General features: G+C 50.9%; 20 protein-coding genes and 1 CRISPR repeat array. Of the genes, 2 read left to right on the top strand and 18 right to left on the bottom strand.

The window, feature by feature from the left end:
• Positions 1 to 59: 59 nt before the first annotated feature.
• The 4 genes from D6C13_RS01420 to D6C13_RS01405 all read right to left on the bottom strand — a co-directional run bounded on the left by D6C13_RS01420 (position 60) and on the right by D6C13_RS01405 (position 4426).
• Entirely contained in the window at positions 60 to 1754 is a 1695-nt protein-coding gene (locus D6C13_RS01420; RefSeq protein ID WP_120131070.1) for a methyl-accepting chemotaxis protein, read from the bottom strand.
• A gap of 102 nt (positions 1755 to 1856) precedes the next feature.
• Entirely contained in the window at positions 1857 to 2450 is a 594-nt protein-coding gene (locus D6C13_RS01415) for a hypothetical protein (protein WP_120131069.1), read from the bottom strand.
• Positions 2451 to 2458: 8 nt separating this feature from the next.
• Positions 2459 to 2755 (bottom strand): hypothetical protein, encoded by a 297-nt coding sequence (locus D6C13_RS01410; protein WP_120131068.1) that lies wholly within the window; start codon positions 2753 to 2755, stop codon positions 2459 to 2461.
• 198 nt (positions 2756 to 2953) lie between these two features.
• The gene (locus D6C13_RS01405) at positions 2954 to 4426 is read right to left on the bottom strand and encodes an MFS transporter (RefSeq protein WP_120131067.1); all 1473 of its coding nucleotides are present in this window, start codon (positions 4424 to 4426) and stop codon (positions 2954 to 2956) included.
• A gap of 114 nt (positions 4427 to 4540) precedes the next feature.
• Between D6C13_RS01405 and ftrA the strand changes: the two genes are divergently transcribed.
• Both ftrA and D6C13_RS01395 read left to right on the top strand, forming a co-directional pair.
• Complete coding sequence (ftrA, locus tag D6C13_RS01400; protein ID WP_120131066.1) at positions 4541 to 5548, top strand: transcriptional regulator FtrA; 1008 nt, start codon at positions 4541 to 4543, stop codon at positions 5546 to 5548.
• A gap of 736 nt (positions 5549 to 6284) precedes the next feature.
• Entirely contained in the window at positions 6285 to 7289 is a 1005-nt protein-coding gene (locus tag D6C13_RS01395) for an acyltransferase family protein (RefSeq protein ID WP_120131065.1), read from the top strand.
• Between the two features lie 441 nt (positions 7290 to 7730).
• Here D6C13_RS01395 and cas6f read toward each other — a convergent pair whose 3' ends face one another.
• The 14 genes from cas6f to flhD form a co-directional block, all read right to left on the bottom strand.
• On the bottom strand, positions 7731 to 8285 hold the full coding sequence (gene cas6f, locus D6C13_RS01390; RefSeq protein ID WP_120131064.1) for a type I-F CRISPR-associated endoribonuclease Cas6/Csy4: 555 nt from the start codon (positions 8283 to 8285) through the stop codon (positions 7731 to 7733).
• 9 nt (positions 8286 to 8294) lie between these two features.
• Positions 8295 to 9314, bottom strand: coding sequence for a type I-F CRISPR-associated protein Csy3 (csy3, locus tag D6C13_RS01385; RefSeq protein ID WP_120131063.1), 1020 nt, complete (start codon positions 9312 to 9314; stop codon positions 8295 to 8297).
• A gap of 22 nt (positions 9315 to 9336) precedes the next feature.
• A complete protein-coding gene (csy2, locus tag D6C13_RS01380; RefSeq protein ID WP_120131062.1) occupies positions 9337 to 10290 on the bottom strand; it encodes a type I-F CRISPR-associated protein Csy2 in 954 nt (317 codons plus the stop codon).
• Positions 10287 to 11624: a type I-F CRISPR-associated protein Csy1 gene (csy1, locus tag D6C13_RS01375; protein WP_120131061.1), complete on the bottom strand. Its 1338-nt coding sequence runs from the start codon at positions 11622 to 11624 to the stop codon at positions 10287 to 10289. The genes csy2 and csy1 overlap by 4 nt, the downstream gene beginning before the upstream one ends.
• A 356-nt stretch (positions 11625 to 11980) precedes the next feature.
• Entirely contained in the window at positions 11981 to 15229 is a 3249-nt protein-coding gene (gene cas3f, locus D6C13_RS01370; protein WP_120131060.1) for a type I-F CRISPR-associated helicase Cas3f, read from the bottom strand.
• Positions 15226 to 16203 carry a type I-F CRISPR-associated endonuclease Cas1f gene (cas1f, locus tag D6C13_RS01365; RefSeq protein ID WP_120131059.1) on the bottom strand — a complete coding sequence of 326 codons (978 nt, stop codon included), beginning with the start codon at positions 16201 to 16203 and terminating at the stop codon, positions 15226 to 15228. The genes cas3f and cas1f overlap by 4 nt, the downstream gene beginning before the upstream one ends.
• A 249-nt stretch (positions 16204 to 16452) precedes the next feature.
• Positions 16453 to 16842: direct repeats of the CRISPR family, unit length 28 nt; unit sequence TTTCTAAGCTGCCTGTACGGCAGTGAAC.
• A gap of 193 nt (positions 16843 to 17035) precedes the next feature.
• Positions 17036 to 17254 (bottom strand): helix-turn-helix domain-containing protein, encoded by a 219-nt coding sequence (locus D6C13_RS01360; protein WP_120131058.1) that lies wholly within the window; start codon positions 17252 to 17254, stop codon positions 17036 to 17038.
• Complete coding sequence (locus tag D6C13_RS01355; RefSeq protein ID WP_120131057.1) at positions 17251 to 17643, bottom strand: hypothetical protein; 393 nt, start codon at positions 17641 to 17643, stop codon at positions 17251 to 17253. Before D6C13_RS01355 ends, D6C13_RS01360 begins: the two co-directional genes overlap by 4 nt.
• Before the next feature lie 594 nt (positions 17644 to 18237).
• Positions 18238 to 18735 (bottom strand): chemotaxis protein CheW, encoded by a 498-nt coding sequence (gene cheW, locus D6C13_RS01350; RefSeq protein WP_120131056.1) that lies wholly within the window; start codon positions 18733 to 18735, stop codon positions 18238 to 18240.
• An 83-nt stretch (positions 18736 to 18818) separates the two neighbouring features.
• The gene (cheA, locus tag D6C13_RS01345; protein WP_244212617.1) at positions 18819 to 20837 is read right to left on the bottom strand and encodes a chemotaxis protein CheA; all 2019 of its coding nucleotides are present in this window, start codon (positions 20835 to 20837) and stop codon (positions 18819 to 18821) included.
• A gap of 36 nt (positions 20838 to 20873) precedes the next feature.
• The gene (gene motB / locus D6C13_RS01340) at positions 20874 to 21974 is read right to left on the bottom strand and encodes a flagellar motor protein MotB (RefSeq protein WP_120131054.1); all 1101 of its coding nucleotides are present in this window, start codon (positions 21972 to 21974) and stop codon (positions 20874 to 20876) included.
• The gene (motA, locus tag D6C13_RS01335; protein WP_120131053.1) at positions 21971 to 22861 is read right to left on the bottom strand and encodes a flagellar motor stator protein MotA; all 891 of its coding nucleotides are present in this window, start codon (positions 22859 to 22861) and stop codon (positions 21971 to 21973) included. Before motA ends, motB begins: the two co-directional genes overlap by 4 nt.
• Before the next feature lie 177 nt (positions 22862 to 23038).
• Entirely contained in the window at positions 23039 to 23647 is a 609-nt protein-coding gene (gene flhC / locus D6C13_RS01330) for a flagellar transcriptional regulator FlhC (protein ID WP_120131052.1), read from the bottom strand.
• Positions 23648 to 23649: 2 nt separating this feature from the next.
• Positions 23650 to 23994: a flagellar transcriptional regulator FlhD gene (gene flhD, locus D6C13_RS01325; RefSeq protein ID WP_120131051.1), complete on the bottom strand. Its 345-nt coding sequence runs from the start codon at positions 23992 to 23994 to the stop codon at positions 23650 to 23652.
• Between the last annotated feature and the right edge of the window lie 98 nt (positions 23995 to 24092).

Raw genomic sequence — 24092 nt, 5'->3', positions numbered from 1 at the left:
TTTTATGTGCCGGCCCTGACCGGCACAATATTGCCTATAAAGCTTGCGATGTACGTGGCTCAGAAGGTTTCCCAGTTTTCGGTTAAATCTGTACTTTGTGCTCCACCTTTTCCGGCTTTAGAACCTGAAAGGTTCGGAGTCAACAGAGGCAGTCTTGCCGAAGATGCCGGGCTCTGGCGCACGTTGTTATTTGTGGTCTGACTCAGCGTAAAGACCGCCACAGATTGCGTCAGCAGGCTGGCCTGCTCTTCCAGTGCCGCCGAAGCGGAAGCGGATTCTTCAACCAGTGAGGCGTTCTGCTGCGTCACCCGATCCATTTCAGTAATGGCTTGTGCAACCTGCTCAATCCCGCGGCTCTGTTCATCAGATGCCGACGTGATTTCGCCCATAATGTCGGTCACACGTGTGACGGCGTTCACCATGTCATTCATGGTTTCACCGGCACTTTCTGCCAGTACTGAACCGGTATTAATGCGGCTGACAGAATCATCAATCAGCCCTTTAATTTCTTTTGCAGCCTGCGCGCTGCGCTGCGCCAGGGTACGAACTTCACCGGCCACCACCGCAAACCCACGCCCCTGCTCGCCTGCACGGGCAGCTTCTACCGCGGCATTCAGCGCCAGAATATTGGTCTGGAAGGCAATCCCGTCGATAACACCGGTAATATCGGTGATTTTCTTCGAGCTGCTGGCGATGTCATTCATGGTATCCACCACGTTAGCCACCACTTTGCCGCCCTTCTGCGCGGTTTCTGACGCGCTGAGTGCCAGCTGGCTGGCCTGACGGGCGTTTTCGGCGTTCTGTTTCACCGTTGCGGTCAGCTGTTCCATGCTGGCTGCGGTTTCTTCCAGCGCAGATGCCTGCTGTTCGGTACGCGAAGACAAATCGCTGTTACCCGCCGAGATTTCGCTCGCGCCACTGTAAATCGCATCAGCACCGTGACGCACGCCGGATACCGTGCGGATCAGTTCGTCCTGCATGTACCTGAGACTATCGGCAAGCTGGCCGATTTCATTACGGCTTTTCACGACTATTTCGTGCGTGAGATCACCGGTTGCAATTTTGCGGATGGTATCGACCATATTTTTCAGAGGATGGATCAGGATGCGCTGCACGCCGGTCCACGCCAGAATGATGAACACCAGCAATACAATCAGGACCGTACCGAGCATCCATATCGCATGTGTGAAGGAGTTTTCACTCACTTTCACCGCATCGTTGTAGAGATGATCGTTCTGGTCGATATAGGTCACGAACGCTTTTTCGAAGTTGTCCTGATATTGCTGCGTAGGCTGTTCGAAGAAGTCGTTAATGCGCCCCAGACCGATCAGCTCAATCAGTTCAGAAAGCGCATCATGCAGAACCTGATACTGCTTTTTGGCATCCGCGGCGTACTGCGGATTCTGGCTGGCATCCACCGGGATTTTTTGATAATTGGCGAAATGCTGATCGGCGATTTGCAAGTCTTTCGTCGCCGTATCAATCAGCTCTTTGACCGTGGCACCGCTGCCCATCTGGTTCGCGTCGAGCATGAAACGAATACCCGCACGGTTTAAGGTGTTACGGGTCTGGAGCAGGTAGATCCAGCTGGCATTGAATTCTGCCTGCTGTAAACGAATCTGCTGAGAAGTCGTGAAGTTGTCTTTATCTGTCTTTAAAGACTTAAAGAACAAGCCTCCGGATACCAACTGTAAAGCACCGAAGACCACCAGTAAGATCACGATTCCCGTGACCACTCTCATACGGTTAAACATGTTGTTCCTTTTTGAATTGGATTTATCTGGAACAGTTATCGGCAGAAAGTGCGGGAACTTTATGTGATGAGGATCGGATTTTTTTAGAGGGGAATCGGGGGGTCAGGCAACCGTGGCGACAAAACTCTTCAACAGCGCGATGCGTTGTACGTCAGGGTTCACCAGCAGGTCGTTGTGGATGGTCAGCACTACGCCTTTCAGTAATTCAGTGGTGTTATTGATTTGGGAAAGGGTTTTGAGTTTATCGATATCATTGCCGATTTCACGCCCCTTCAGGGAAAGGCGTTTATTCGCCAGGCCGGTAGCCAGTTCGGATGTCATAAATGTCACCAGACGTCTGGCAGCTTCAGGGTTTGATGCCAGCTGATGAATGTAGTATTTGAGCAGCAACGGCACGAAATCAGGCGTTGCGCCTAATTGTGCACTCGCCAGATTCAAGAGATCAATCATGTGCGCAGGCACGCGGCTTTCAACAGCCTTACGCTGTATCTGCAACTGCTTTTTGATGGCAGGCACAGACTGAAAAGGGATCACCGCGACACTGTCGCAGGTTTTACACACACCCGCGATGACATCTTTTACCCTACCGCTGCCGTCATCAAACGGCACGTCGCGCAGCTGATAACTCACAGTCCGTAAAGCCTCACAGACGCTGCACACCGCCTTTTTCTCATCCCCTACTTTATAAATAATCATATTATTCCTTAATGATGAACGCTGATGAAAACACTGATTGGGTCTGTAAAGTACCACTTGATGTACCACTCAGTTCCGGCACGCATGACAGTGATAATGTGAACATCAATACTGCTGTCGAAATGGTGGGGGCGAACCTGATGATTATCCCCGGATGCCCTGCCGATTAAGGCCGCCACTTCAAAGGGCGAGATGTCTCCTGTGCTTAACAGATTCTTGAGCTGAATCTCGCGTCTTGCCTCAAATTCAATATTTCCATTCTTTAAACATTCGATCACCTTCCATTTGATCTCTCTGAAACTCATGTGGCCTCAATGTACGCCAGTTGTCGTACTTAATCAAATTATCATTTTGCATCACGTCTGTATCCGTGAAGCCCCGTCCTGCCGGAGTATCACGCCATATTCCGCAAAAAGATGCGCAGGAAAAATGATTATATTTCAGGTAAATGGAAGACATTACGCTAAAACGCGCTGCATGAAATGCAACGCTGAATTTACAAATCAGTACGGCTCGCAGGATGCAGTCCTGCACCGCCCTCTGACGTTAAACAATAAATAACTCATCAGTGCCAGGATCCAGACACCCATCCCGCCATACATCAGAATTCCGGCAAATCCCGCGGTCAGTACCTGTTCAACCTGACTATGCGCTAATGCCACTTCGCTGCCCCCTGCAATACGTTCAGCCAGCGCATAACTTTGTGCCGCGCCGGGCATTATTTTCTTCAAACTTTCGGCTATACCCGTCACAAGAAGACTGCCCATCAGCGCAATGTTGATAGCCAGCGTAATCAGCCGTGCACTGATATCCATTCCCGAGGCCATGCCCGCGCGACTGCCGGGTACCGAACGGGTTGTTGTATTGGTGACGGGTGTATTGGTCATGCCGAGCGCAGCGCCCGCCAGCAATGCACCGGGGAGCAGGCTTAGATGATAAATGACAGCCATTTGCATCAGCATAAAGCCCGCTCCAATCGTGAACAGTCCCAGCGGAATAATACGTGCGGCACCAAACCGTGAAGTGAGCTTTTCGCCCAGCGGCGGCATCAGTAATGTTGGCAAGGTATACGCCAGTAATGCCAGGCCGGTTGAAACGCTGTCATAGCCCAGCCCGCTCTGGTAATACACCGGCAGATAAATCATCAGCGGCCAGAAGCTGAAGTTCATGCCAACCGACCCCATCAGCGCCCCGGAGAATGGCCGGATGCGAAAGACTGAAAAATCAAACATCGGGTGCGGATGCCATTTTTCTATCACCACAAACAACAATGCGCTGAGCAAAGTGAGCATCAATAATGTCCGTGCCAGCGCGCTGCTCCAGCCAAGAACACTTCCCTGCGTGATCAGATACGTCGCGCCAAGCACCGTAGCAGAAAGCGTCAGCAGCCCCCCGACATCGAGCTTTTTCGCCTGCATGTCCCTTGACTCCACAACGTTGGTCAGCGCCAGAATCAGCGTGATGATGGCGATAAATACGTGGATCAGAAATACCCAATGCCAGCTCATCCACGCCACCAGCACGCCGCCGATCACCGGCCCAAACCCCAGCCCGAAACCGAAGGTAATCCCCCATGCGGCAAATGCCTGACTGCGTGCCTTTCCTTGCGGAAATTGCGACGATAAAATCGCAATCAGACACGTCAGCATTGCCCCGCCGCTCAGCCCCTGCAGAAACCTTCCGGTAATCAGCCAGGCTGCGCTGGCTGCCAGACCGCACATCAGAGACGTCAGCCCGAAGGCAGCAATACTGATAATAAATACCCGTTTGCGACCATAGCGGTCAGCCAGTGTACCGGTCGCCATCAGTACCGTCGTACAGGCCAGCGTGTAGGCATTCATAATCCACTGCAGCTCACGAAAGCTGGCATGTAACTGCTGTTCAAGTACCGGCGATATCACCGGAACGCTGGAGATTTCCAGTCCGGACATCAGGGCTGCCAGACAAACCGCCATCAGTGCCAGGGTGTTCTTCATACTGTATTCCTGCAAATGTTCAGAGAACAACAGCATGTAAGATTGCGCGGGTTGTAGAAATCAGGCCGGATGCCATGTATCGTCAAGATCGTGCCAATATGAGGGTTCACGTTAATGCTCAAACCTGAAATGACGGCGATTGCCTCTGCGCATGCCCCGAAAAACCGGCGTCTGGTTTTGCTGGCTTATGAATGTCTGTGCACTTTTGAATTCGGCATTGCGGTTGAAGCCTTCGGCCGCGCCGATGAACTCACTGGCGAACCGCTTTACGAGTTATCCGTAGCGTCAGTAGAAGAAGGTACCTTCGGCGCACAAGGCGGCGTTCGGTTGGTGGTTGATGGCGGACTGGAATTGCTGGAAGACGCGGGAACGATTGTGATCCCCGGCTGGCGCAGCATTCACGAACCGGCCTCTGAGCGGCTGATGACGGCACTGCAAAAAGCGCATCAAAACGGGACGAGAATTGTGTCGATCTGTGCGGGAAGCTTCGTGCTCGGCGCTGCCGGTTTACTGGACGGCAAACGCGCCACCGCGCACTGGAACAGCACCGATGTACTGGCGCAGAGATTTCCAAACGTTCAGGTCGAGCACGGCATGATTTATGTCGATGAAGGCAGCATCATCACCTCTGCCGGTGGCGCGGCGGGTGTCGATTTGTGTCTGCATCTGATCCGACGCGATTACGGCATTGAAGTCGCGAACCGCACGGCACGCCGGATGGTGACACCGCCGCTGCGTGAGGGAAATCAGGCGCAGCTTATCCAGCAGCCGGTTCCGCGTCATCAGACCAAAACGCTCGCCCCCATGCTGGACGATTTGCGCAGTCATCTCAATACGCCGCTGGTGATTGAGCAACTCGCCACACAGGCAGGCATGAGTCGTCGCACTTTTTTACGCCGTTTTCACGATGCCACCGGCACAACGCCCGGCGAATGGATGCTGGGCGTCAGGCTGGAAAAAGCCTGCGCCCTGCTGGAAAACGGGAAACTGAGTATTGACCGCGTCGCTGAACAAGCAGGATTTGGATCACCTGAAACGCTGCGGCATCACTTCCGTCACCGGATGGGGACAACGCCGACTCAATGGCGCAAAGAGTTTATGGAGAGAAGTTTGGTAGGATGAAGCAGGCGGCGGTTATGCCTGTCGGCAGTGAACATGTACGGCGGCGCGCTTTATCAGTTAGATTATTTCTGAGCTGCCTCTACGGCAGCAATGAGAAAACTAAACTTAAACCTTAAAAAATAACATATAAATCACATCACCCCTTCAAGAGACATATTTTCTAAACATTAAATAAAATCATTTCATATTATTTAAAATGGTTTACCGGAGGGTTTTTTAGATGTCCGGGAGCTTGCGCAAGGGATTTTAAATCCTGCGTAGTTTTTTATGGTCCATAGAGTTACGCCAAAACTTCATAATTTAAATTTGTATTTTAATATCTATAAATCAGTAACTTAAAACCATCCGAAGCTAAAAGTCATGAAGTACTCCCTCTTCTGACCCAGAAAAAGAAACGTTCCGCACAGCCTCCTAACTAAGCTGAGACTCTGTAAATATTAATATAAATGCACTACCAATATCTGAATATTTATGTTGTTACTATTGTTAAGTTATTAGCAGCAGGGTCTAACACATAAAAACTATTGACTTTGATGTGATGAATATAGAGGATGAATTAAGGAGTTGTGGCATCTGTTTCTTGAAGCTATCGCCATCGTTGGTGTTGATTTTAGGTTAGGTATATCGCAAGCGGGGTTATGTTCCTGGAGGAGGGTGAATGGGCTTTTAACTTCTGTCGAAATTACTGGTGTAATAATTAAATTAGATAATCCATATATTAAATAGGCATTTAAAAATGAGAGAGCAGTGGGTAGATTATGCTAAAGGCATAGGTATAATATTGGTTGTCATCGGACACGTCAATAGAGGGCTACATAGCGCTGATATATATATATCAGAACCTTTTTTTAGAATGTTCGACAGCATCATTTATACCTTTCACATGCCTTTATTTTTCTTTCTTTCAGGACTTTTCTTTATAAAATCTATACAAAAAAACAATAAGACCGAATTCATTAAGAAGAAGATAGCCACTATAGCATATCCTTATGTTATATGGTCAGTCATTCAAGGATCTATCGGTGTATTGCTTTCAAACTTTACAAATAAAAAAACAGATTTCATGTCTGTTCTTGCTTTCCCATATCAACCAACCGGTCAGTTCTGGTTTCTCTATGCTTTGTTTATGATTTTTATAGTGTCATGCTTAATATATAACAAAAGAAATTTTACAACTCAACTACCAATAATAACAGTGGTTTCATTTTTATTATATCTTTACAGTTTAAATATCGGTGATTCACTCCACTTAAATTTCATAACAAATAATATTGTATTTTTCTTTTTAGGATGTGTTTTTAGCACTTTGCAATTAGACCGATTGGTTACAAAAATAAACGTAAACACCTTACTTATATCAGCATTAACGTTCCTTCTTGTTCAATATAAATTTCATTTTATTGATGGCATGCTCTATAACAGAATAGGTATTTCAACATTTGTTGTTGCTATGATTTCAATATTCTTCATTTATGTTTTATCTCTGACTCTTAGTTCAATAAAGGTTGATTTACTGAGTAAGATAGGAAATGACAGTATGGTTATTTTCCTTGTGCACATACTCTGTGCGAGTGGCACAAGGATAATTCTGAGTAAAGTATTTGGGCTTAGTAACTGGTACTTACACATCATTGCTGGGACTATAGCAGGAGTATTTGTTCCTATACTATTTTATTGGCTAGTACAAAAACTAAATTTAAAATTCCTTCTAACTTACCCAGTAAATAGCAAAAACCCTTAGGCAAGGACATTAATAACCTTAACTAAACTCCATGTTATACAATCACGTACTCTAATGACATATAATGTACCACTCGTTTATGCCCCCCCAACTAGGACCGGTATACTGAGTGCGTTCGATACGCGTATCCACACAATAAAAATGGGCAAATATCAGAGATGACATGCTGATTCCAGTGAGTTTTTACGGTTTGCAGGAAGTTGCAGAGATGCCATTAATACCCCATCCCGGCCTTCCCCTTCGCAGGGGAAGGAGAAATGCGAACCCACTTCCACGCAGACGGAGAAGGACAAAGCGGAAAGGTTTTGCGCCACACGCTGTGGTAGCAGAATATGTCCCCCGCGCCTTTGACAGCGCGGAGTGAAAAGAGCGTGGAGTCCAGAGGCCCGCGCGATTGCGGGTCTCTGGGCCAGTGTGGGCGGCGAGCCCACGACGTTGACGCTAGAACCACGGCACTGTCGCCACTGCGCTTAATCCATATGCACCAAATTCTCCTCCTGCAGGATCAACTTGCAACGCTCCGCGCCGGATAAACAATCGGAATGCCTCGCCGGTGGACAGACTTTTTACCTTAATAAACGGCAGTGCTGTCGTTTGTGATTTGCTGTCAGGGATGCGTTCGAGCGCTTCTGCTTCGCTTAACCAGCCTTTTTTAACTGAGCGTCTGCGCAGCCTTTCCGCGCTGCTTTTGACCTGTACCCGGCTGAAACAGCAATGTTTCGCACCTGCCGGAACATTACGTATTTCGCTGATATCAACATAGTCATTCAGACCTTTTAGCCATGACGTCTGGCTAAAAGCGTTCAGCGCAGCCGCGGTACTGTGCAGGCGAATGACATCACCTGGCTTGCGGGCGTAATGCGGAAAGCTCACGCCAATTTTCCCTGCTGCATGCTGGCCCAGCGCACGATGTAATTTAGCAAACAACGCGGCCATCAGCAGTTCAGTATCAAATTCAAGATTGGGAAGAATGCGGATTTCCTGGTAACTTTCCATGCTTGCCCCTTACTCGCCTTTTGCACCAAATACGCCGCCGCGTATAAGCGTCGCCATCACGTAATGTTGCTGTCCGGCATCCGGCTTTTTGTCTTTCGTCACCCAGTTATCCAGCAAAGTGTAGAAATCCACTTTTTGCCCTGGCTGGCGATACGCTCTGCCTTTACTGGTCACCGAACCATAAGGCTCGACGGCGATAGGTCCGAGTTCAAACTCTGATGCCTGCGGATACCAGTCGTCAACCGTGCGCAGCGCATTGCCAATTTTCTGCGAATGTAATGCCGCGACGCCGCCGGTCTGATAGAGGATTTTACTTTTTTTACTGTCGCGGCTTGAGTCCAGAACCAGTTCCTGCGACGGGAAAACTTCCTGACCCGCGCCGAGTCGCGCAAAGGCTTCCACGCTAAGAAATACCGAAGCATTGCCACTCAGCCCTTCTTCAATCACCGCGGCCAGCGCAGCCAGGTCGCCCGCAGGTTTGCTGAACTCACGCAGATTGTATCCGTCCGCCTCAAATATCCAGCAGTGATTATTGTGCGTGACGTGCACGGCGATGCCTTCTGCGCCGATGCGGTTACGCCAGAGAAAGCGCCCGTTGGCGAGGTTTTCTGCATATCGCGCAGCCAGCGTGCTGAAGCCATGTTCCTGACGATAACCGTCAATGACTGCGGCCAGCGCTGCCTGATAATCCTGATCGTTGCACACTGATGGCGAAGAAAGGTTACCCAACACGCGCAAGGTAAAACGGAGTTTCAGCGTATCAGCATCAAAGGGCAGCGCGGCGACATCCACTCGCTGGAGATTAGGCTTCTGGATTTCAGCATCCAGTTTTCCCGAATCGGTGGCTATTCCATTCTTCATCCGGTTAGAGATAGTGCCACGGACGGCCTTTTCTTTGACTTCAACCGGCGTCCATTTTGCCGGTTCGTTGCAGTCATGCCAGTCACCGGCAAACATCTGCGCATCGGAATTCGCCAGTTTGCGTTCAAAAGCCAGAACGCTGGCCGTCGTAACAGTCGTTTTTGTCATTGTACTTTCCTTATTTCAATGATTAGAAATCTGAGTGTTCTTGTTCAGTTAAGTCGGCTTCCTGCAGCGGTATAGTGTGGCTACAGAGGTAATTTCCGGGATTGCTGGGGTAACGCCAGATGAGCTGATGAATATCGTTGACGCGGTGCGGGCTGCGCCATTCGCCAACGCCATAAGTAGCCTCGACAAAACGGAAAGGCGACGTGGTATCACGGGTCCTTGCCACTTCACCTGCGGCATATAACGGCGAGATCGGAGTGAATCCTACCATCAGCGGTACCAGATAGCCTTTCACAGGTTTTGGCTGGTATTGCCATTCAACGGTGCCGCCTTCTGGCTGAATTGCCCGGTAGGAAATCGTGGCGAAATCCAGCCAGGCGTCGATCATTTCCGTCTGCGGATCCTGCGCCTGTCGCTCAGCGAAGTGCTGCACCAGCAGTTCAGAGCGGTCAATCAGCGCGAAACCCGGCAACGCGCGATACATTTCGCGGCGGGTGACATCTGCAAGTTCATCTGTATTTTGGGGTAACGCCCTGACCCGAACGGGTTTCATCGAAATCACCGTGCCGCCCGCCAGACGTTGGGTAACACACAGCGACTGAAGAAGTTTTTCCAGATCTCTGGCTCCCGCATCTCCATGTGCAAGACTGCCTTCACACTCTATGAACAGCGTAACAGTCATGTGCATCCGGCCTTCTTCATTAAAAGGCGCGGTTTTCGCTTCTTTGGTCAGCGGGTTACGCGTCTGCGCAAAATAATGGTCGCCGCGATCATTAGCCTGGTAGGCCTGAATCTGATGCTGATGGCTCACCACACCGCAGCCGGTGAATCTCAGCCCATGGCTTTGCTGAATCTGTCGTGAAAGCGCATGTGTGAATCCCAAAAAGTGGGTTATCGCCGGAAAACCGTAAGTCAGGCCGGAAATCGCATTAGCGTTTTCGACCTGAATATGGGGCAGAACAATCAGATAACTCATTGCCAGTTCTCCTGCTGAGCCGCATCAAATTCCCGCAGACGTCTGCGCATTAACACTGACCAGTCACGAAATTCGACTGCGCCCATATTCAGTTTTTCGTCCTTATTCAGACGGGTGTTAAGCCAGTGGGCAAAATCCTCAGCAATCTCACTGATCCACTCCCCCCTTTCGCGGTGGAGTTTAAAATCAGGATCGGTATGTTGACGCAACGGGTCGAGCCAAAGCTGGTGCGCTGTTTTAAGCAGGCAATCTTCATCCAGGCTCCAGCCCTGAAGCGTTGTCAGCGACTGGATTTCAGCGGCGTAACTGAAAATCATGCCGATCAGTTCATCTACATATTCGGCGCGTTGCTGGCGGATTTCCATGGTGTTTTCGAGGTTATAAACGCTGTGCAAATAACGACGCAGATCAGTCACGACACGGGTGACTTTGGAAGAAACCGCCGTCAGAAAGGTTTTATGGGCAACAGGCGGCTTAAGGGATTGCTGCCACTGCGGCGGCGCACATCGCAGCAGGTGATTTTTGCCGCCACGCGTGCTGTTCAGATAGGAGATATTTTGCGGCTTGGTGCCTCCCATATTCTGTACCGCGAGGTCAGGGAAATACTGTACGGCTTCGGGATGCCAGAGCCCTTCGCGTCGGGCTTTACGGGCTGCTACTGAGGCTTCGCTGTAACGGGAATGGCTGATGCGCTGATATAAAGCATGCGCCAGTGAAGAAGAATAGAGCGGACTGAGAAGATGATAATCACCTGTATCTGAAACCGGAAAATAGAGCTGTTTGGCAAACTGATGTGTCGAGAGGCTTTTATCCGACAGTGCCTGCATAAACCCGCTCATCCACTGAGCGAGTTGTGCTTCATTTTCGGCTAATGCCGCCAGCGCCGAGAAATCACCGCGTTTGAGGCTGGCAAGCAGAGAGTCACCTTCGTGTTCAGTCTGAAGGAGTTTTGCGACATCAAGCGCCGCTGAATTTCCGACAGCATCTATGGAAGGGGAATGTAACGTTGTCGTTGAAAGATACGCCGCCTCATGGCTTTTCACCGCGCTGTAAATACTGCTGCCCTTGGCATCGCCATGAAAATACTTCACCGCATGCGTTACCAGGCTGATTTGCCCCGCGCGCGCGGCGGCATCGGTCAGCCAGGTGCGGACATCATATTTCATTTCCAGCGAACGGCGTTCTTCAAACAATTTCAACTCAAGCCCGGCTTTCTCTTCCGCACTGGCAGCGGAAAGTTGCTTGTCAGTCGCTTTATCAAAGGGCTCAAGTTTGAGCTGGCAGCGTTCGTGAATGTATTTCTCTATAAATCTTTTTAAGGAATTAGTTTCCATTGAAGACTCCTTTCCCCACTGCTTCTATCAAATACCTGTAGGGGGTTTATCAGAAAAGTTAGTGATTTTAGATAACCACCGTATGCCGTTTGCTCCCCCTTCTGCTCTGGGTGAGAACAACATCAAAATTAGAAACAGACTAAGTCCTATCAGTAACTTTTGGCTTTTGCTCATCAGTATCCCCCTAAGAATTGTAGGGGGGAATTTACACTCAATGAATTTTATTGCAACCATTACATAAGTTATAAATTTTTCAGATATTTTATTCACTGTAATGGTAATATCTTAAAACTGCCGCTTCAGGCAGCTTAGAAAATTACATAAGTAACATATCTGCCGCACAGGCAGCGGTGCACTCAGTCGAGTGCACCAAACACCCCTAACGCCTCATGCCAGTGCCATCGTTTGTTTTCGTCTTCAGGTAAGCAGATTTCCCCAAATGTTTTACTGACACGTTGGAGCTCCCAGCCGAAATCGTCGGCAAGCCGCTGATAGAGAGTTTCGCAGTTCATCTCCATCCACGGGCTGACGCCTTGCGCACAGATTGGTGTTATGGCTTTAAATCCCCCGCTGTCTTTCCAGCCTTCAATTCCTTCGTCTGGTTGTCGAAAACGCGGCTCTTCGCCCTCTTCATCCAGCCAGAGGTAATATTGCTTGTCTGGTGCGGACTGTCGGAATGGCGTGCGCTGCTGTAATTCACCGCACCAGTCGGCACGATCGCGCCACCAGCGCGCGGCATAATTTTCCCCGCACGGCTTGCGTCCAAGTAATTCCGGCCATAAACGCCCGTGTTCCATATCGGTCAGATTCATCTGCGGATCCGGCGTTTCTCGCTCCTGTATTCGGGGAATAGCATTGAGGACGCCATACTCTTCCGGACGGAGTAAATCGTGCAAATCGTGGCTGCTGAGCAGATTAACTCTGCTTTCAAAGCCCGGTTTGCAATAGGCTGGCGTCACCTTTTTCAGTGCTTTGGCATTTTTATGCAGGATATGAACATTGGGCATTTGTGGGGCTGACTGACGATGGCGCTGCACACGTCCGGCAAGCTGGATAAGCGACCGCATTGAGCTCGGCTCAGCAATAGCCCAGTCATAGTCATGATCGCGACCAATTTCGGCAACTGAAGTGGCGAGCACAACAAAGATATGGTGTTTTTCAGGATACTCGGCGAAAGCACGCCGGACCTCATCGACTTGCCAGATTGCCTTTTCATCATTGCGCGTCAGCATGGCATCCAGACGATTTTCGATGTGTGCCCGCATCGCCAGCGGATACTGGCTGTGATAAACGCAATAATGGATTTGTATGTTTGCCGGAGACGGCATTGTCATAAGGCGTTGCGACACTGCGACCAGCGGATCGATATTCGCCATACGGATGAGACCGACTGTCAGCTTTTTGCCTTTGTGATGAGCATGGTGCAGTTCAAGCAGTGACTGATGAACGCAGGCAGAAACCGCATTGAGTACGTCATGCTCGCGTGCGGTTTCCGGCGTCACCGTGACCAGAACAGCCTGACGCAACGGTTTGGCCTTTCGCAATAAAGGCACCCGCTTTACCACAAACTCCCGATGTTGTGTGCCGAAAGATTTCCCGCTCATGTGCTGGCTTTCTGATACATGGAATTCGTCAAACCACGCGCAGCATACATTCACCGGTAAACCTGGCTGGCCGTTGGCTTGCTGATAATCATTACGCCCTGCGACATAAGCACTGAACAATGCCTGAACCAGCGCCGGTGCGAGCGTCGCCGAAGAAAGTAAAACCCGCGAACCCAGCATTCCTGCCCAGTTCACTAACCGGCAAAGCGCGGGCAAATCAGCCATGTCGAAATCATCGGGTTCGTCGAGAACCAGATCAGAAGTCAGTAACCTGAGCATCGGGGCAATCTGATGTCCGCCGCGCAGGCTTTCACAGGCGGGGATCAGATGGTCTATCGTCGTCACCAGAACTGGCGCGCTCAGCAGTTTCAGCAGCGCGTCTTTGCCTTTGAGCCATTGCCCCAACCGGCCGGTGTCCAGGGTTCCTTCGTATCGCACATACTGATGTTCAGCAAAAAGGTCGTCGGCCGACTGGCTACCGGTATTCTTAACCTGCCGGTCATCGTGACTGAGCTGATGCAGTTGTTGCACGGCCTGAGAACCTATCAGTACAGCCAGGTCTTCGGGATCGAGATGCAGTTTTTCACTCAGCGCATCACCGGTTTGCAGGGTCAGCGTACGCAGCCCGAGCGCGACCGAGAAACGGCAGCCCAGTTTTTCATCGCTCAGACCGTACATGATCCGCGCATTCGCCAGCGTTTTACCGCAACCGGTCGAGGCCATATTGACGCCAAAAAATCCGTGCTGCCGGGTGTTTTCCCGTAGTCCGCAGGCCAGGTCGAATGCTTTATCCTGCCAGTGAAATTTCTCCTGCTGAGCGCGTTTTTTAAATCCTTTGTGCCGTGAGATAGCGGGTAGTGTTTCACGCAAATATGGCAGACTTCGCGCCAGCAGCCACGCAGTCTGGCAGACACCAATATTGTGTTCATCAAGATGCTGTTTGGGTTTACCGCTCTTTTTGTCAGTATTGGCAATGGCCGGAAAATCCGGGTCCTGCCAGCCCTCAGTGGCTTCCAGTGAGGAATACAGATGGTCGGAAAGCATCAGCACTAGACGGGCGAGATGACGGGTAAACCTTTGTTGTGCAGTCACAAATGGTGAGGTAAATAACGGTAATTGCAGGGCACGGTTAGCGAATTTTTGCGCTTTACCGCGCCATGTTGCGCTCTGCACTGGCGTGCCGTGCACGAACTGCCAGACAGCAAGCTGTTCACGGGATGTCCAGGGTGCATCCATGTTGGTGGAATTCCAGCACGGCGCGAATTGTTGATCCTGCCAGTGCTCAATCTCAGACAGCTGTGGCGGGTTGTTATAATTGTCGTTTTGTCGCGGATAAACTGGCAGGCGATGATGAGAAACAATTAACCAGGCTACCAGCCGGGCAACGGGCGGTAAACCTTCAAGCGGACTGTTATGACTGTGACTGACATTATTGCTGGCCAGATTTTGTATCATGACCTTTTCATCCTCGGCGCTGACATTCTGCAATGAGGTCAGCCACTGCTCATCCGTTTGCTGGCCGACAAACGCCTGAAATAAACGAACAGAAATCCACTCATGCCGGTAGGGTTCGAAGCTTTTCCCCTGCCCTTTAAGTTTATTCTGGAATAACTTACTGGCCTTGCCGAAATCATGAAATAGCCCGCCGATTGCAGCCAGCAATCCAATAGTACTGATACTGTGAAAGGTGTTTTCGCTGCCCGATTTTAAAATATCCCTTTGTGTAGAATGGGTGGGCACAGAACCTTTGTAATTAAACTTGCGAATATTACCGACAATCCAAAGCACTTCTGTCTGATTATTTGATTTGATCCAGTGACAGGCCACGGCGGTATTTCTGCGTGCAGTTTTCCTGAGTATTCTTCTTAATGTATTCAGCCCTTCGAGGGTTATCGCCGTTTGCCACGTCCGTTCTCCCTTGCGTTCTGCAAACTGATCGACAATACGCCGAGTTTCGGTCAGCGCTTTTTTGCTGCATTCCGAGACCAGTAATATATTCATACTTGCTGGCTTATTGTTTGTGCGACGTTTTGCACCGTTTCGATCATAATATCGAGCGCATCCGCACGCTGGATATTAGTTAAACAACGCTGACGAAATTCCTGTTCATCTTCGCCGTTCATTGCGGCAATAAAAGCCTGGGGCAGGATCAGGGCATCTTTAATTAAATCGGCGACATCAAACACCAGTCCGCCGCGCCGCGTTTTACCATGCATAACTGCCAGCCCATGTGGCAGACCGATAACCCAGACAGCGGTGGCAGCCAGTCCGTAAGCCAGATAATTACCGTGGTCGAGATAACGGTTCGCCACGTCCACGCCGCCACCGCGTTTGGCCCGCGTGAAGTCACCGTAACGGGCCGCCGTGGCCGCCAGTTTATACAGTCCCTTGGTCAGCACCGCTTCGTGCGCCATCAGCTCGCTGATGTTGTGACACTGCGGCAGGTTTTGCTCAAACCGCTGTAATACCGCTTCCACTTTGAAAACATCGAGTTGAAATTCCTCCTGTTTGTCCATCGTGGCATGTAGCCAATGTTTACGAATTTGCTGGCTTCTTACCTTTTGAAACGCCACCGCCGCGGCCAGCCTTTTCTGTTCGTCGAACCAGAAACTGACCCATTGCTGAAGATATTCCGTCGGACGGTATTCACTTTGCGATGTCAGCCAGGAGACATTCACTTCAACTTCATTCGCCGAATAAAGCGGTGTTCCGCCTCCCCCGCAGAACCCGACCAGCACACCCGCGCGCGCAAATTCACGCATCGCCGCCTGCGTCACAGACGTCCCTGTGCCGAGCATGACAACAGTGGTATTGGCTATCGGGATATTCCAGTAAAGCGACGACTTCCCTTCTTCTGTGACATATTCGACACGTCCGCCATTGACCAACACGCGGCAATATTGCAGGTAATATATATTTGAACGTTTCGAATGGAGAATAGTTTTCAGCTCAGCAGGTTTCAATGTGTCGGTCATGTTCGCTTCTTTCCTTTGGAAATGACCAAAACTAAACTAGACCCTTTAGCCGGAACATCAACGATTAAATTTATTTTTTTTGGACTAAATCTCGAATTGATTTTTTCACTCCGCCATTTAACTATACATTTTAGATAATCAAATAAGCTATTTGGTTAATTAGTTTTTTGAAGGGTGAATTTTAAAGAAGGGTTTCCCTATCTGTGCGGCAGTAGACTTATATTGATAGCCTCAGTTAATTATGATGTGTTTGTAAGCGGCCTGTACGGCAGTGAACATTGACGCCGCAGGCCACTGCCGGCGCAACGGTTTCTAAGCTGCCTGTACGGCAGTGAACGGGTAACCATGCTAGCAACAGCCGCCGCGCTCTTTCTAAGCTGCCTGTACGGCAGTGAACGCGGCATCAGTTTGAGCTATGACGGTATTGACTTTTCTAAGCTGCCTGTACGGCAGTGAACTTCACGCTCTATTTCAAAAGGCATCCCATCCGTTTCTAAGCTGCCTGTACGGCAGTGAACTACGTAGAGAATGTCTCTTGCCGCATGCTTCCTTTCTAAGCTGCCTGTACGGCAGTGAACACCTGATTGCACCGGCAAAACGCCAAACTCACATTTCTAAGCTGCCTGTACGGCAGTGAACTGTTAGATTTTCTGTTTCAGGCGTTGAACTACAAGAGGTTATTCCTGTTTGGGAGGAAATACCCTCTTTTTTTGATGGAGTTTGTGTTTTATAAAAAACAAAGGGTTAGCGAACACGCCAAAAAGAGGGTAAACGCAGAGTTGCCATTAATACCCCATCCCAGCCTTCCCCTTCGCAGGGGAAGGCGTCGTTCTCAGTTGAATTTGATTTCGGTGTACCGGCCTGGCCAGATGGTTTCGGCTTGCACGCCGATGGCTTCTGCGATCAGTCTTTCACCTTTCGGCCATTTGCGGGTTAGTGCATTCGAAAGCGTCGAAGAACTTAGCCCCGCGCGGCGTGAAACGGCCGCCATCGTAGTGCCCTTCTTTTTAATGGCCGCAATGATATCGGCCTGATGCCAGTCTTTGTTCATGCGGCAAGCTCCTCAGAGGAGGTATACAGCGAGCAACGCAGCATCTCGAACCGTTCCCACAAAATATACGTGATGATTTCTTTTATCTTTTTGTCATGCAGCGTCATCAGCGTGAAGGTCAGCGCCATGCACTGATCGCATAATTCATCAGGTTCAGAATCGGCGTAATCATATAAACCGTCATCCTTCGGGATGCCCAAATTCTTGCGATGCTCGGGAATCGGCTCCGATAGCGCCACTTCAAGAATTTCCAGCTCGTTGTGCAGCATGATGCACAACTGATCCTGCGCACCTCTGTTTTGCGGATTCACCAACGCATTCGCCAGCAAACGGCAGCGATCAGTAATGGTCCATGAATCGGGGGATATTTCGGGGGTACGTATTTCCATCACAAATTCTCCTTTAGGTAACAACTGTTACCACCGGAGTTCCTAAGCTCGCAGGTGGTAACTCAGACAAGGTTAGGAATCGGCCAAAGGTTACCGACCAGCCAAACGGCTGCCCCGCCTGAGTCACCAGAACGTCATAATGCAGTATTGAAACTACTTTATAAAGTTGAGACTAAGCGCCGACACGATGAACGTGCCACCTTTATGCACAGGTTCCTAAGCCCGACTGCGGATTTTGCCGCAGCGAGCAGACAATAACTGGGTATCCACACAATAAAAATGGGCAAATATCAGAGATGAGATACTGATTCCAGAGAGTTTTTATGGCTTGCAGGAAGTTGCAGAGATGCCATTAATACCCCATCCCGGCCTTCCCCTTCGCAGGGGAAGGAGAAATACGTACCCCACTTCCACGCAGACGGAGAAGGACAAAGCGGAAAGGTTTTGCGCCACACGCTGTGGTAGCAGAACATGTCCCCCGCGCCTGCGACAGCGCGGAGTGATAAGAGCGTGGAGTCCAGAGGCCCGCGCGATTGCGGGTCTCTGGGCCAGTGTGGGCGGCGAGCCCACGACGTTGACCTTGACGTTAAAGACTTAGATCTTAGTTACCGAATCAACCAACGCCATTTCGTCACTGCTCAGCAGCTTCTCAATATCCACCAGAATCAACATCCGGTCGCCGAGCGAACCCAGCCCCGTCAGGTACTCAGTCGACATGGTGACCGCGAATTCTGGTGCCGGACGAATTTGATCCTGGCTCAGAGACAGCACATCGGAAACGCCATCGACAACAATGCCGACCACGCGGTTTTCGAAGTTCAGCACGATCACCACGGTGTTTTCATTGTAAATCACGTCTTCCTGCGCGAACTTCACACGCAGGTCGAGGATGGGCACGATCACGCCGCGCAGGTTGGTGACACCTTTAATAAACGCAGGGGTGTTAGCGATGCGGGTTACCTGATCGTAACCGCGGATTTCCTGCACTTTCAGGATATCAATGCCGTATTCTTCGTCGCCTAAAGTAAAGATCAGAAATTCCTGACCTACTGTTTCGCCCGCAATTTTAGACACGGTTGCAAGTCCTGCCATGTTTTTCACCTTTGCTTTTATCTTTAAATTGGCCTGAGTTTTTCACACCCGGCGACGGTTGAGGTCACCGGAAGCTGTGCTTGTTATGCGGCAGATACGCCCGTTGCCAGTTTGTCGCGATTCAGCGCCTGCAAGGCAGACACATCAACGATCAGCGCCACGCTGCCATCGCCCAAAATGGTGGCAGCGGAAATGCCCGGCACTTTGCGATAGTTACTTTCCAGGTTTTTCACCACCACCTGATGCTGACCAATCAGCTGATCAACCAGCAAGGCGTAGCGGCGTCCGGCGCTTTGTAAAATCACTACGATGCCCTGAGTAGCTTCTGTTTTCGCATCTTTCACATCGAAGACGTTGTAGAGCTCTACCAGCGGCAGGTACTCACCACGCACCTGCAGAACACGCTCGCCACCGGCCAGCGGATGCAAATCTTCAGCCAGCGGTTGTAGCGATTCCATCACCGCATTCAGTGGCAGAATAAAGACCTCTTCGCCGACTTTGACGGACATACCGTCGAGGATCGCCAGCGTCAGTGGCAGCAGGATACGGATGGTCGTCCCCTTCCCCTGTTGGGAATGAATTTCGACATGGCCGCCCATTTCCTGAATGTTACGTTTCACCACGTCCATGCCGACACCACGGCCTGAAACATCCGTGACTTTCTCGGCGGTCGAGAACCCGGCGGCGAAGATAAGCATGCCGACTTCTTCATCGCTCATGTTTTCGCTGACGTTCATGCCCTGCGACGCGGCTTTCGCCAGAATACGTTCGCGGTTCAGACCGGCACCGTCATCGATGACTTCAATGCAGATGTTGCCACCCTGATGTTCGGCGGACAGCGTCAGGTTGCCGGTCGGTTCTTTGCCATTGGCAAGACGCACTTCCGGCGTTTCCACACCGTGATCCAGACTATTACGCACCAGGTGCGTTAACGGGTCGATAATGCGTTCGATCAGGCTCTTGTCCAGTTCGGTAGAGCTGCCGAGCAAAGTCAGTTCAATCTGTTTATTCAGCTTGCTGGCCAGATCCCGCACCAGACGCGGGAAGCGGCTGAAGACAAATTCCATCGGCATCATACGAATCGACATCACCGATTCCTGCAAATCACGGGCGTTGCGCTCAAGCTGACCCATGCTGTTGAGCAGGTCACTGTGCACCACCGGATCCAGCAAATCAGAACGCTGTGCCAGCATCGACTGGGTGATCACCAGTTCGCCGACCAGGTTGATCAGCTGATCCACTTTCTCGACGGCGACACGAATACTGGTCGATTCAGCGGCTTTTGGCGCACGCGCTTTCGGCGGTTCGCTGCTGGGAACAGCAGTCAGAACCGGAGCCTGGCGCACGGCGACCGGCGCGGCTTCAGCCACTGCCGGTGCGCAGGCCGCAACAGGAGCGGAAGGCACGGAAACAGGCACCTGTGTAAAACTGATTTGTTCCGGTTCCAGTACAAAACAGAGTACGGCAATGATGTCATCTTCGGTCACGGTGGTGATAAGCGTGGCTTCCACGCTGTCGGCGGTCTGAACCGGATCTTTGATTTCACCCAGGTTGCCCAGCTCTTCGAGCATCACAGGAACTTCCTGCGTTTTCAGCCCGGAAAGACGGACACGCATACCGCCACTGCCCGCTGTCGGAGCAACGGGTGCCGGTGCTGCCGCGGCGGCGGGTTCGTCTGCCACGACGTGAAGATCTGCCGCAGGCTCGCGCTGTTCCTGTGCGTCGAGGGCCAGTTGTCTCAGGGCTGCACAGATATACTCAAAGCTTTCTGCGTCAGGATCCCGGGAAGATTTATAGGCGTCGAGTTGCTCCTGCATAATGTCTTTTGTTTCCAGAAACAGGTTGATGATGTCGGTGCTCAGGCTCATTTCAGCGCGACGTGCACCGTCGAGCAGGTTTTCCAGTAAGTGCGTTGTTTCCTGCAAAACCGTAAATCCAAACGTTGCTGCCCCGCCTTTGATTGAGTGCGCTGCGCGGAAAATCGCATTGAGCTGCTCAACATCAGGCGCCTGCGGATCAAGTAACAACAGATGTTGTTCCATGTCTGCCAGCAGCTCGTCTGCTTCATCAAAAAATGTCTGATAAAAATCAGTAATATCCATGCTCACGTGATCACCTCTGCTGTGAATCGCGGCTTGTTAATGTGTCGCAGGTGCCGTGCCTGCCGCGACAGCCGGAGCTGCCGTCGCAGGTTGAGCGCCTGCCGATGGTGTCACTGGCGTCTGCGTCTCAATCCCGGGTATTGATGGTGCCTGTACTGGTGCTGGTGCTGCTGATGAATCAGGTGCCGCTGGTACTGATGCCGGAGCCGGGCTTATTTTTGGCGCCAGCGCGGGTGCCGTCTGTCGTCCCGGCACTGCCCTTTGCAGTTCGCCTGCGTCACTGATGGTGATCGCCTCGCCCTCGCTGTTTTCACGTTCAATGGCTTCTTCAGCGTGTTTATTAAGAACTAAAATGCTGATGCGCCGGTTAATCGCGTCGCCCGCCGGATGGTTTTTCAACTGCATGGTGGAACCCATGCCCATCACGCGCAGCACTTTGCCTTCGCTGAGTCCGCCGATAATCATTTCTCGACGCGAGGCATTCGCACGATCTGTCGACAGTTCCCAGTTGCTGTACCCGCGTTCGCCCTGCGCATACGGCATATCGTCCGTATGACCCGCAAGACTGATTTTGTTCGGAAAATCATCCAGTACAGGCCCGATAGCGCGCAGAATATCGCGCATATACGGCTCGACAATCGCACTGCCCAGCTGGAACATCGGACGATTTTTGCTATCAATAATCTGGATGCGTAAGCCCTGTTCGGTCAGGTTGATCATCAGATGCGGTCGCAAATCTTTCAGCCGCGGATCGGACGCCAGCATGTCTTCGAGTTTTTGCTGCAACCGTTGTAAATCACCGGCCTCGCGTTTGCTCTCGCCCTGCGACTGATCCATTTTGTGCACTTCACCGTCCTGCACGGTCGGGTCATCCCCGCCGCCCGGGATCGGGCTGGTCGCATCACTGCTGCGCGGCCCGCCGGTTATTGCCACCGCCAGCGGTGTACGAAAGTATTCGGCAATTTGCACCAGTTCTTTAGGGCTGGAGATCGAAATCAGCCACATTACCAGGAAGAAAGCCATCATCGCTGTCATGAAGTCAGCGTAAGCAATCTTCCACGAACCGCCGTGATGCCCTCCGCCGTGCTTGCTCTTTTTCCTGCGGACAACAACGATTGGATGGCTCTGATGCTTCATACTTTTTCTTCTTCAGTTTGTTTCTGGCCCGGTGACTTAACCTGGCGAACGTGCTCCTCCAGTTCGATAAAGGAAGGACGCTCAGAGGTGTACAACGTCTTACGGCCAAACTCGACGGCAATTTGTGGTGCATAGCCATTGATGCTTGAAAGCAATGTCACTTTGATGCACTGCATCATCTTGGCGTTTTCCGCGCTTTTCTGGCGCAGAACACTGGCCAGCGGAGAAATAAAACCGTACGCCAGAAGGATACCGAGGAAGGTCCCGACCATCGCATGCGCAATTAACGCCCCCAGTTCTGCTGCCGGACGATCCGCCGCCGCCAGGGTATGAACGATGCCCATGACCGCCGCCACGATACCGAAGGCAGGCAGCGAGTCACCCACCAGCGCCAGGCTGTTGGCGGGCACTTCGCTTTCGTGCTCGTAAGTTTCGATTTCCTCATCCATCAATGCTTCAATTTCAAAAGCATTCATGTTGCCGCTCACCATCAGGCGCAGGTAATCCGTCAGATATTCGACTAAATGCTTATCGGCAAGGATGCGCGGATAATTAGCGAAAATGTCGCTTTCGTTGGGATTGTCGATGTCATTTTCCAGCGACAGCATCCCCTGTTGACGTGATTTCGCCAGCAACCGGTACAACAACGCCATCAAATCCATGTACAACGCTTTGTTGTATTTTGATGCGCGGAACAGCTGAGGCAGCGCGCGCAGTGTGGATTTAATCGCTTTACCGTTGTTACCCACGAAAAAGGCACCGATGCCTGCACCGGCGATGATGAGTAATTCTGCGGGTTGGTATAACGCGCCCAGTTCACCGCCGACGAGCATGAAACCGCCGAACACTGAGCCCAACACCACGATGTAACCTATTATCACTAGCACGATGAATCCTTAATTCGTTGTGGTTTTAGGGCGAGGAAAAGCGCGACGTCATGTTGCTGCCAGATTTATGCAGCTAAAACGTGCATAAACGGTGCCAGATAATGACTGAGAAGTTCGGGAGGAAATTGATGAGCGGTGTTACCACCGCTCAGAAAGACTGACTGCAACCCAATCATCTCAAACTGCGCGCTTGACCTGTTCGTCCAGCTCTTGAGATGTTATATCGGCAACCTGCGGGGAAAGTTTACGTTTTTTTACTGCTCGGGACGGGGGCTGGCAAAGACTGCAAACAAACCCGTGGCGGGGCTGGTGTGCATGGGTAATAAATGAACCGTCACAGCAGTTACAGGCAGAGAGCTGCAACATGCCGCTGTCGACGAAACGGACCAGTGTCCACGCACGTGTCAGCGCGAGGATCGGCGCTTCACCTGGCTGTTCCGGACATTGTTCAAGATACAGACGGTAAGCCTTAATCACCGCTTCCACCCCATTACAATGCCCGCTCTTTAAGAGAAAAGAGTACGCGTTGTAAAACATGGAAGAATGAATGTTTTGTTCCCAGGTCATAAACCAGTCGGTCGAGAACGGTAACATTCCTTTCGGCGGAGGACTTCCACGCAGTTCTTTGTACAATCTGATCAGCCGGCCACGACTTAATTGCGTTTCGCTTTCCAGCATCTGCAATCTGGCACCCAGCGTAATCAATTCCATGGCAAGCTGAATGTCGCGTGCTTCCTGAACGATACTTTTTTCTGCCGGTTTGGTTGACGCATCTTTCCCAGACATAGCTACGCCCTTTTCTTCATCGCGCCGCTATCTTTCGCAGCCAGACCTTTGAGCAAATGGCTGGACAACAGAATTCCGGTATGGATTTGCTGCAAGTCATCCACTCGAGATTCCTGCGTCAGGCGTTCTATTGTTTTGCTGTCATCAAAGCGGAACTGGCACAAAAGCTGGTTCGTTTCAGCTAATTTCACCATCTGCGGCAACGTCAGCTGGCCTAGTGCGTCGGCCATGACGTCATCAATTCCCAACCGGAACATCGCTGAGGCTTTCTCGTCGTTAATCAAACGCTGCGCCAACAGTAAATATGACAGGTTGATATCATATATGTGCTTAAGCAATTCGGACATTCTGTTCTACCCCGTTACCGATGCCACTTTTAACGGTGGCTGATTGATAGACATATTCCATGCAGCGAGCATTTTACCCGGCGTGACAGGAGTATTTT

It is taken from the genome of Rahnella woolbedingensis (assembly GCF_003602095.1).
GTDB lineage: Bacteria > Pseudomonadota > Gammaproteobacteria > Enterobacterales > Enterobacteriaceae > Rahnella > Rahnella woolbedingensis.
Note: the sequence above shows the minus strand (reverse complement) of the source record. Positions and strands in the feature narration are given on the sequence as shown.

Bases quoted from the DNA above. Each gene is read 5' to 3' on its own strand.
- cas6f (WP_120131064.1), bottom strand. From the start codon at position 8,285: ATGGAAAGTTACCAGGAAATCCGCATTCTTCCCAATCTTGAATTTGAT.
- csy3 (WP_120131063.1), bottom strand. From the start codon at position 9,314: ATGACAAAAACGACTGTTACGACGGCCAGCGTTCTGGCTTTTGAACGC.
- D6C13_RS01410 (WP_120131068.1), bottom strand. From the start codon at position 2,755: ATGAGTTTCAGAGAGATCAAATGGAAGGTGATCGAATGTTTAAAGAAT.
- csy1 (WP_120131061.1), bottom strand. From the start codon at position 11,624: ATGGAAACTAATTCCTTAAAAAGATTTATAGAGAAATACATTCACGAA.
- D6C13_RS01355 (WP_120131057.1), bottom strand. From the start codon at position 17,643: ATGGAAATACGTACCCCCGAAATATCCCCCGATTCATGGACCATTACT.
- cas1f (WP_120131059.1), bottom strand. From the start codon at position 16,203: ATGACCGACACATTGAAACCTGCTGAGCTGAAAACTATTCTCCATTCG.
- D6C13_RS01405 (WP_120131067.1), bottom strand. From the start codon at position 4,426: ATGAAGAACACCCTGGCACTGATGGCGGTTTGTCTGGCAGCCCTGATG.
- D6C13_RS01415 (WP_120131069.1), bottom strand. From the start codon at position 2,450: ATGATTATTTATAAAGTAGGGGATGAGAAAAAGGCGGTGTGCAGCGTC.
- csy2 (WP_120131062.1), bottom strand. From the start codon at position 10,290: ATGAGTTATCTGATTGTTCTGCCCCATATTCAGGTCGAAAACGCTAAT.
- ftrA (WP_120131066.1), top strand. From the start codon at position 4,541: ATGCTCAAACCTGAAATGACGGCGATTGCCTCTGCGCATGCCCCGAAA.
- cheA (WP_244212617.1), bottom strand. From the start codon at position 20,837: ATGGATATTACTGATTTTTATCAGACATTTTTTGATGAAGCAGACGAG.
- cheW (WP_120131056.1), bottom strand. From the start codon at position 18,735: ATGGCAGGACTTGCAACCGTGTCTAAAATTGCGGGCGAAACAGTAGGT.
- cas3f (WP_120131060.1), bottom strand. From the start codon at position 15,229: ATGAATATATTACTGGTCTCGGAATGCAGCAAAAAAGCGCTGACCGAA.
- motB (WP_120131054.1), bottom strand. From the start codon at position 21,974: ATGAAGCATCAGAGCCATCCAATCGTTGTTGTCCGCAGGAAAAAGAGC.
- D6C13_RS01395 (WP_120131065.1), top strand. From the start codon at position 6,285: ATGAGAGAGCAGTGGGTAGATTATGCTAAAGGCATAGGTATAATATTG.
- D6C13_RS01420 (WP_120131070.1), bottom strand. From the start codon at position 1,754: ATGTTTAACCGTATGAGAGTGGTCACGGGAATCGTGATCTTACTGGTG.
- flhD (WP_120131051.1), bottom strand. From the start codon at position 23,994: ATGTCCGAATTGCTTAAGCACATATATGATATCAACCTGTCATATTTA.
- flhC (WP_120131052.1), bottom strand. From the start codon at position 23,647: ATGTCTGGGAAAGATGCGTCAACCAAACCGGCAGAAAAAAGTATCGTT.
- D6C13_RS01360 (WP_120131058.1), bottom strand. From the start codon at position 17,254: ATGAACAAAGACTGGCATCAGGCCGATATCATTGCGGCCATTAAAAAG.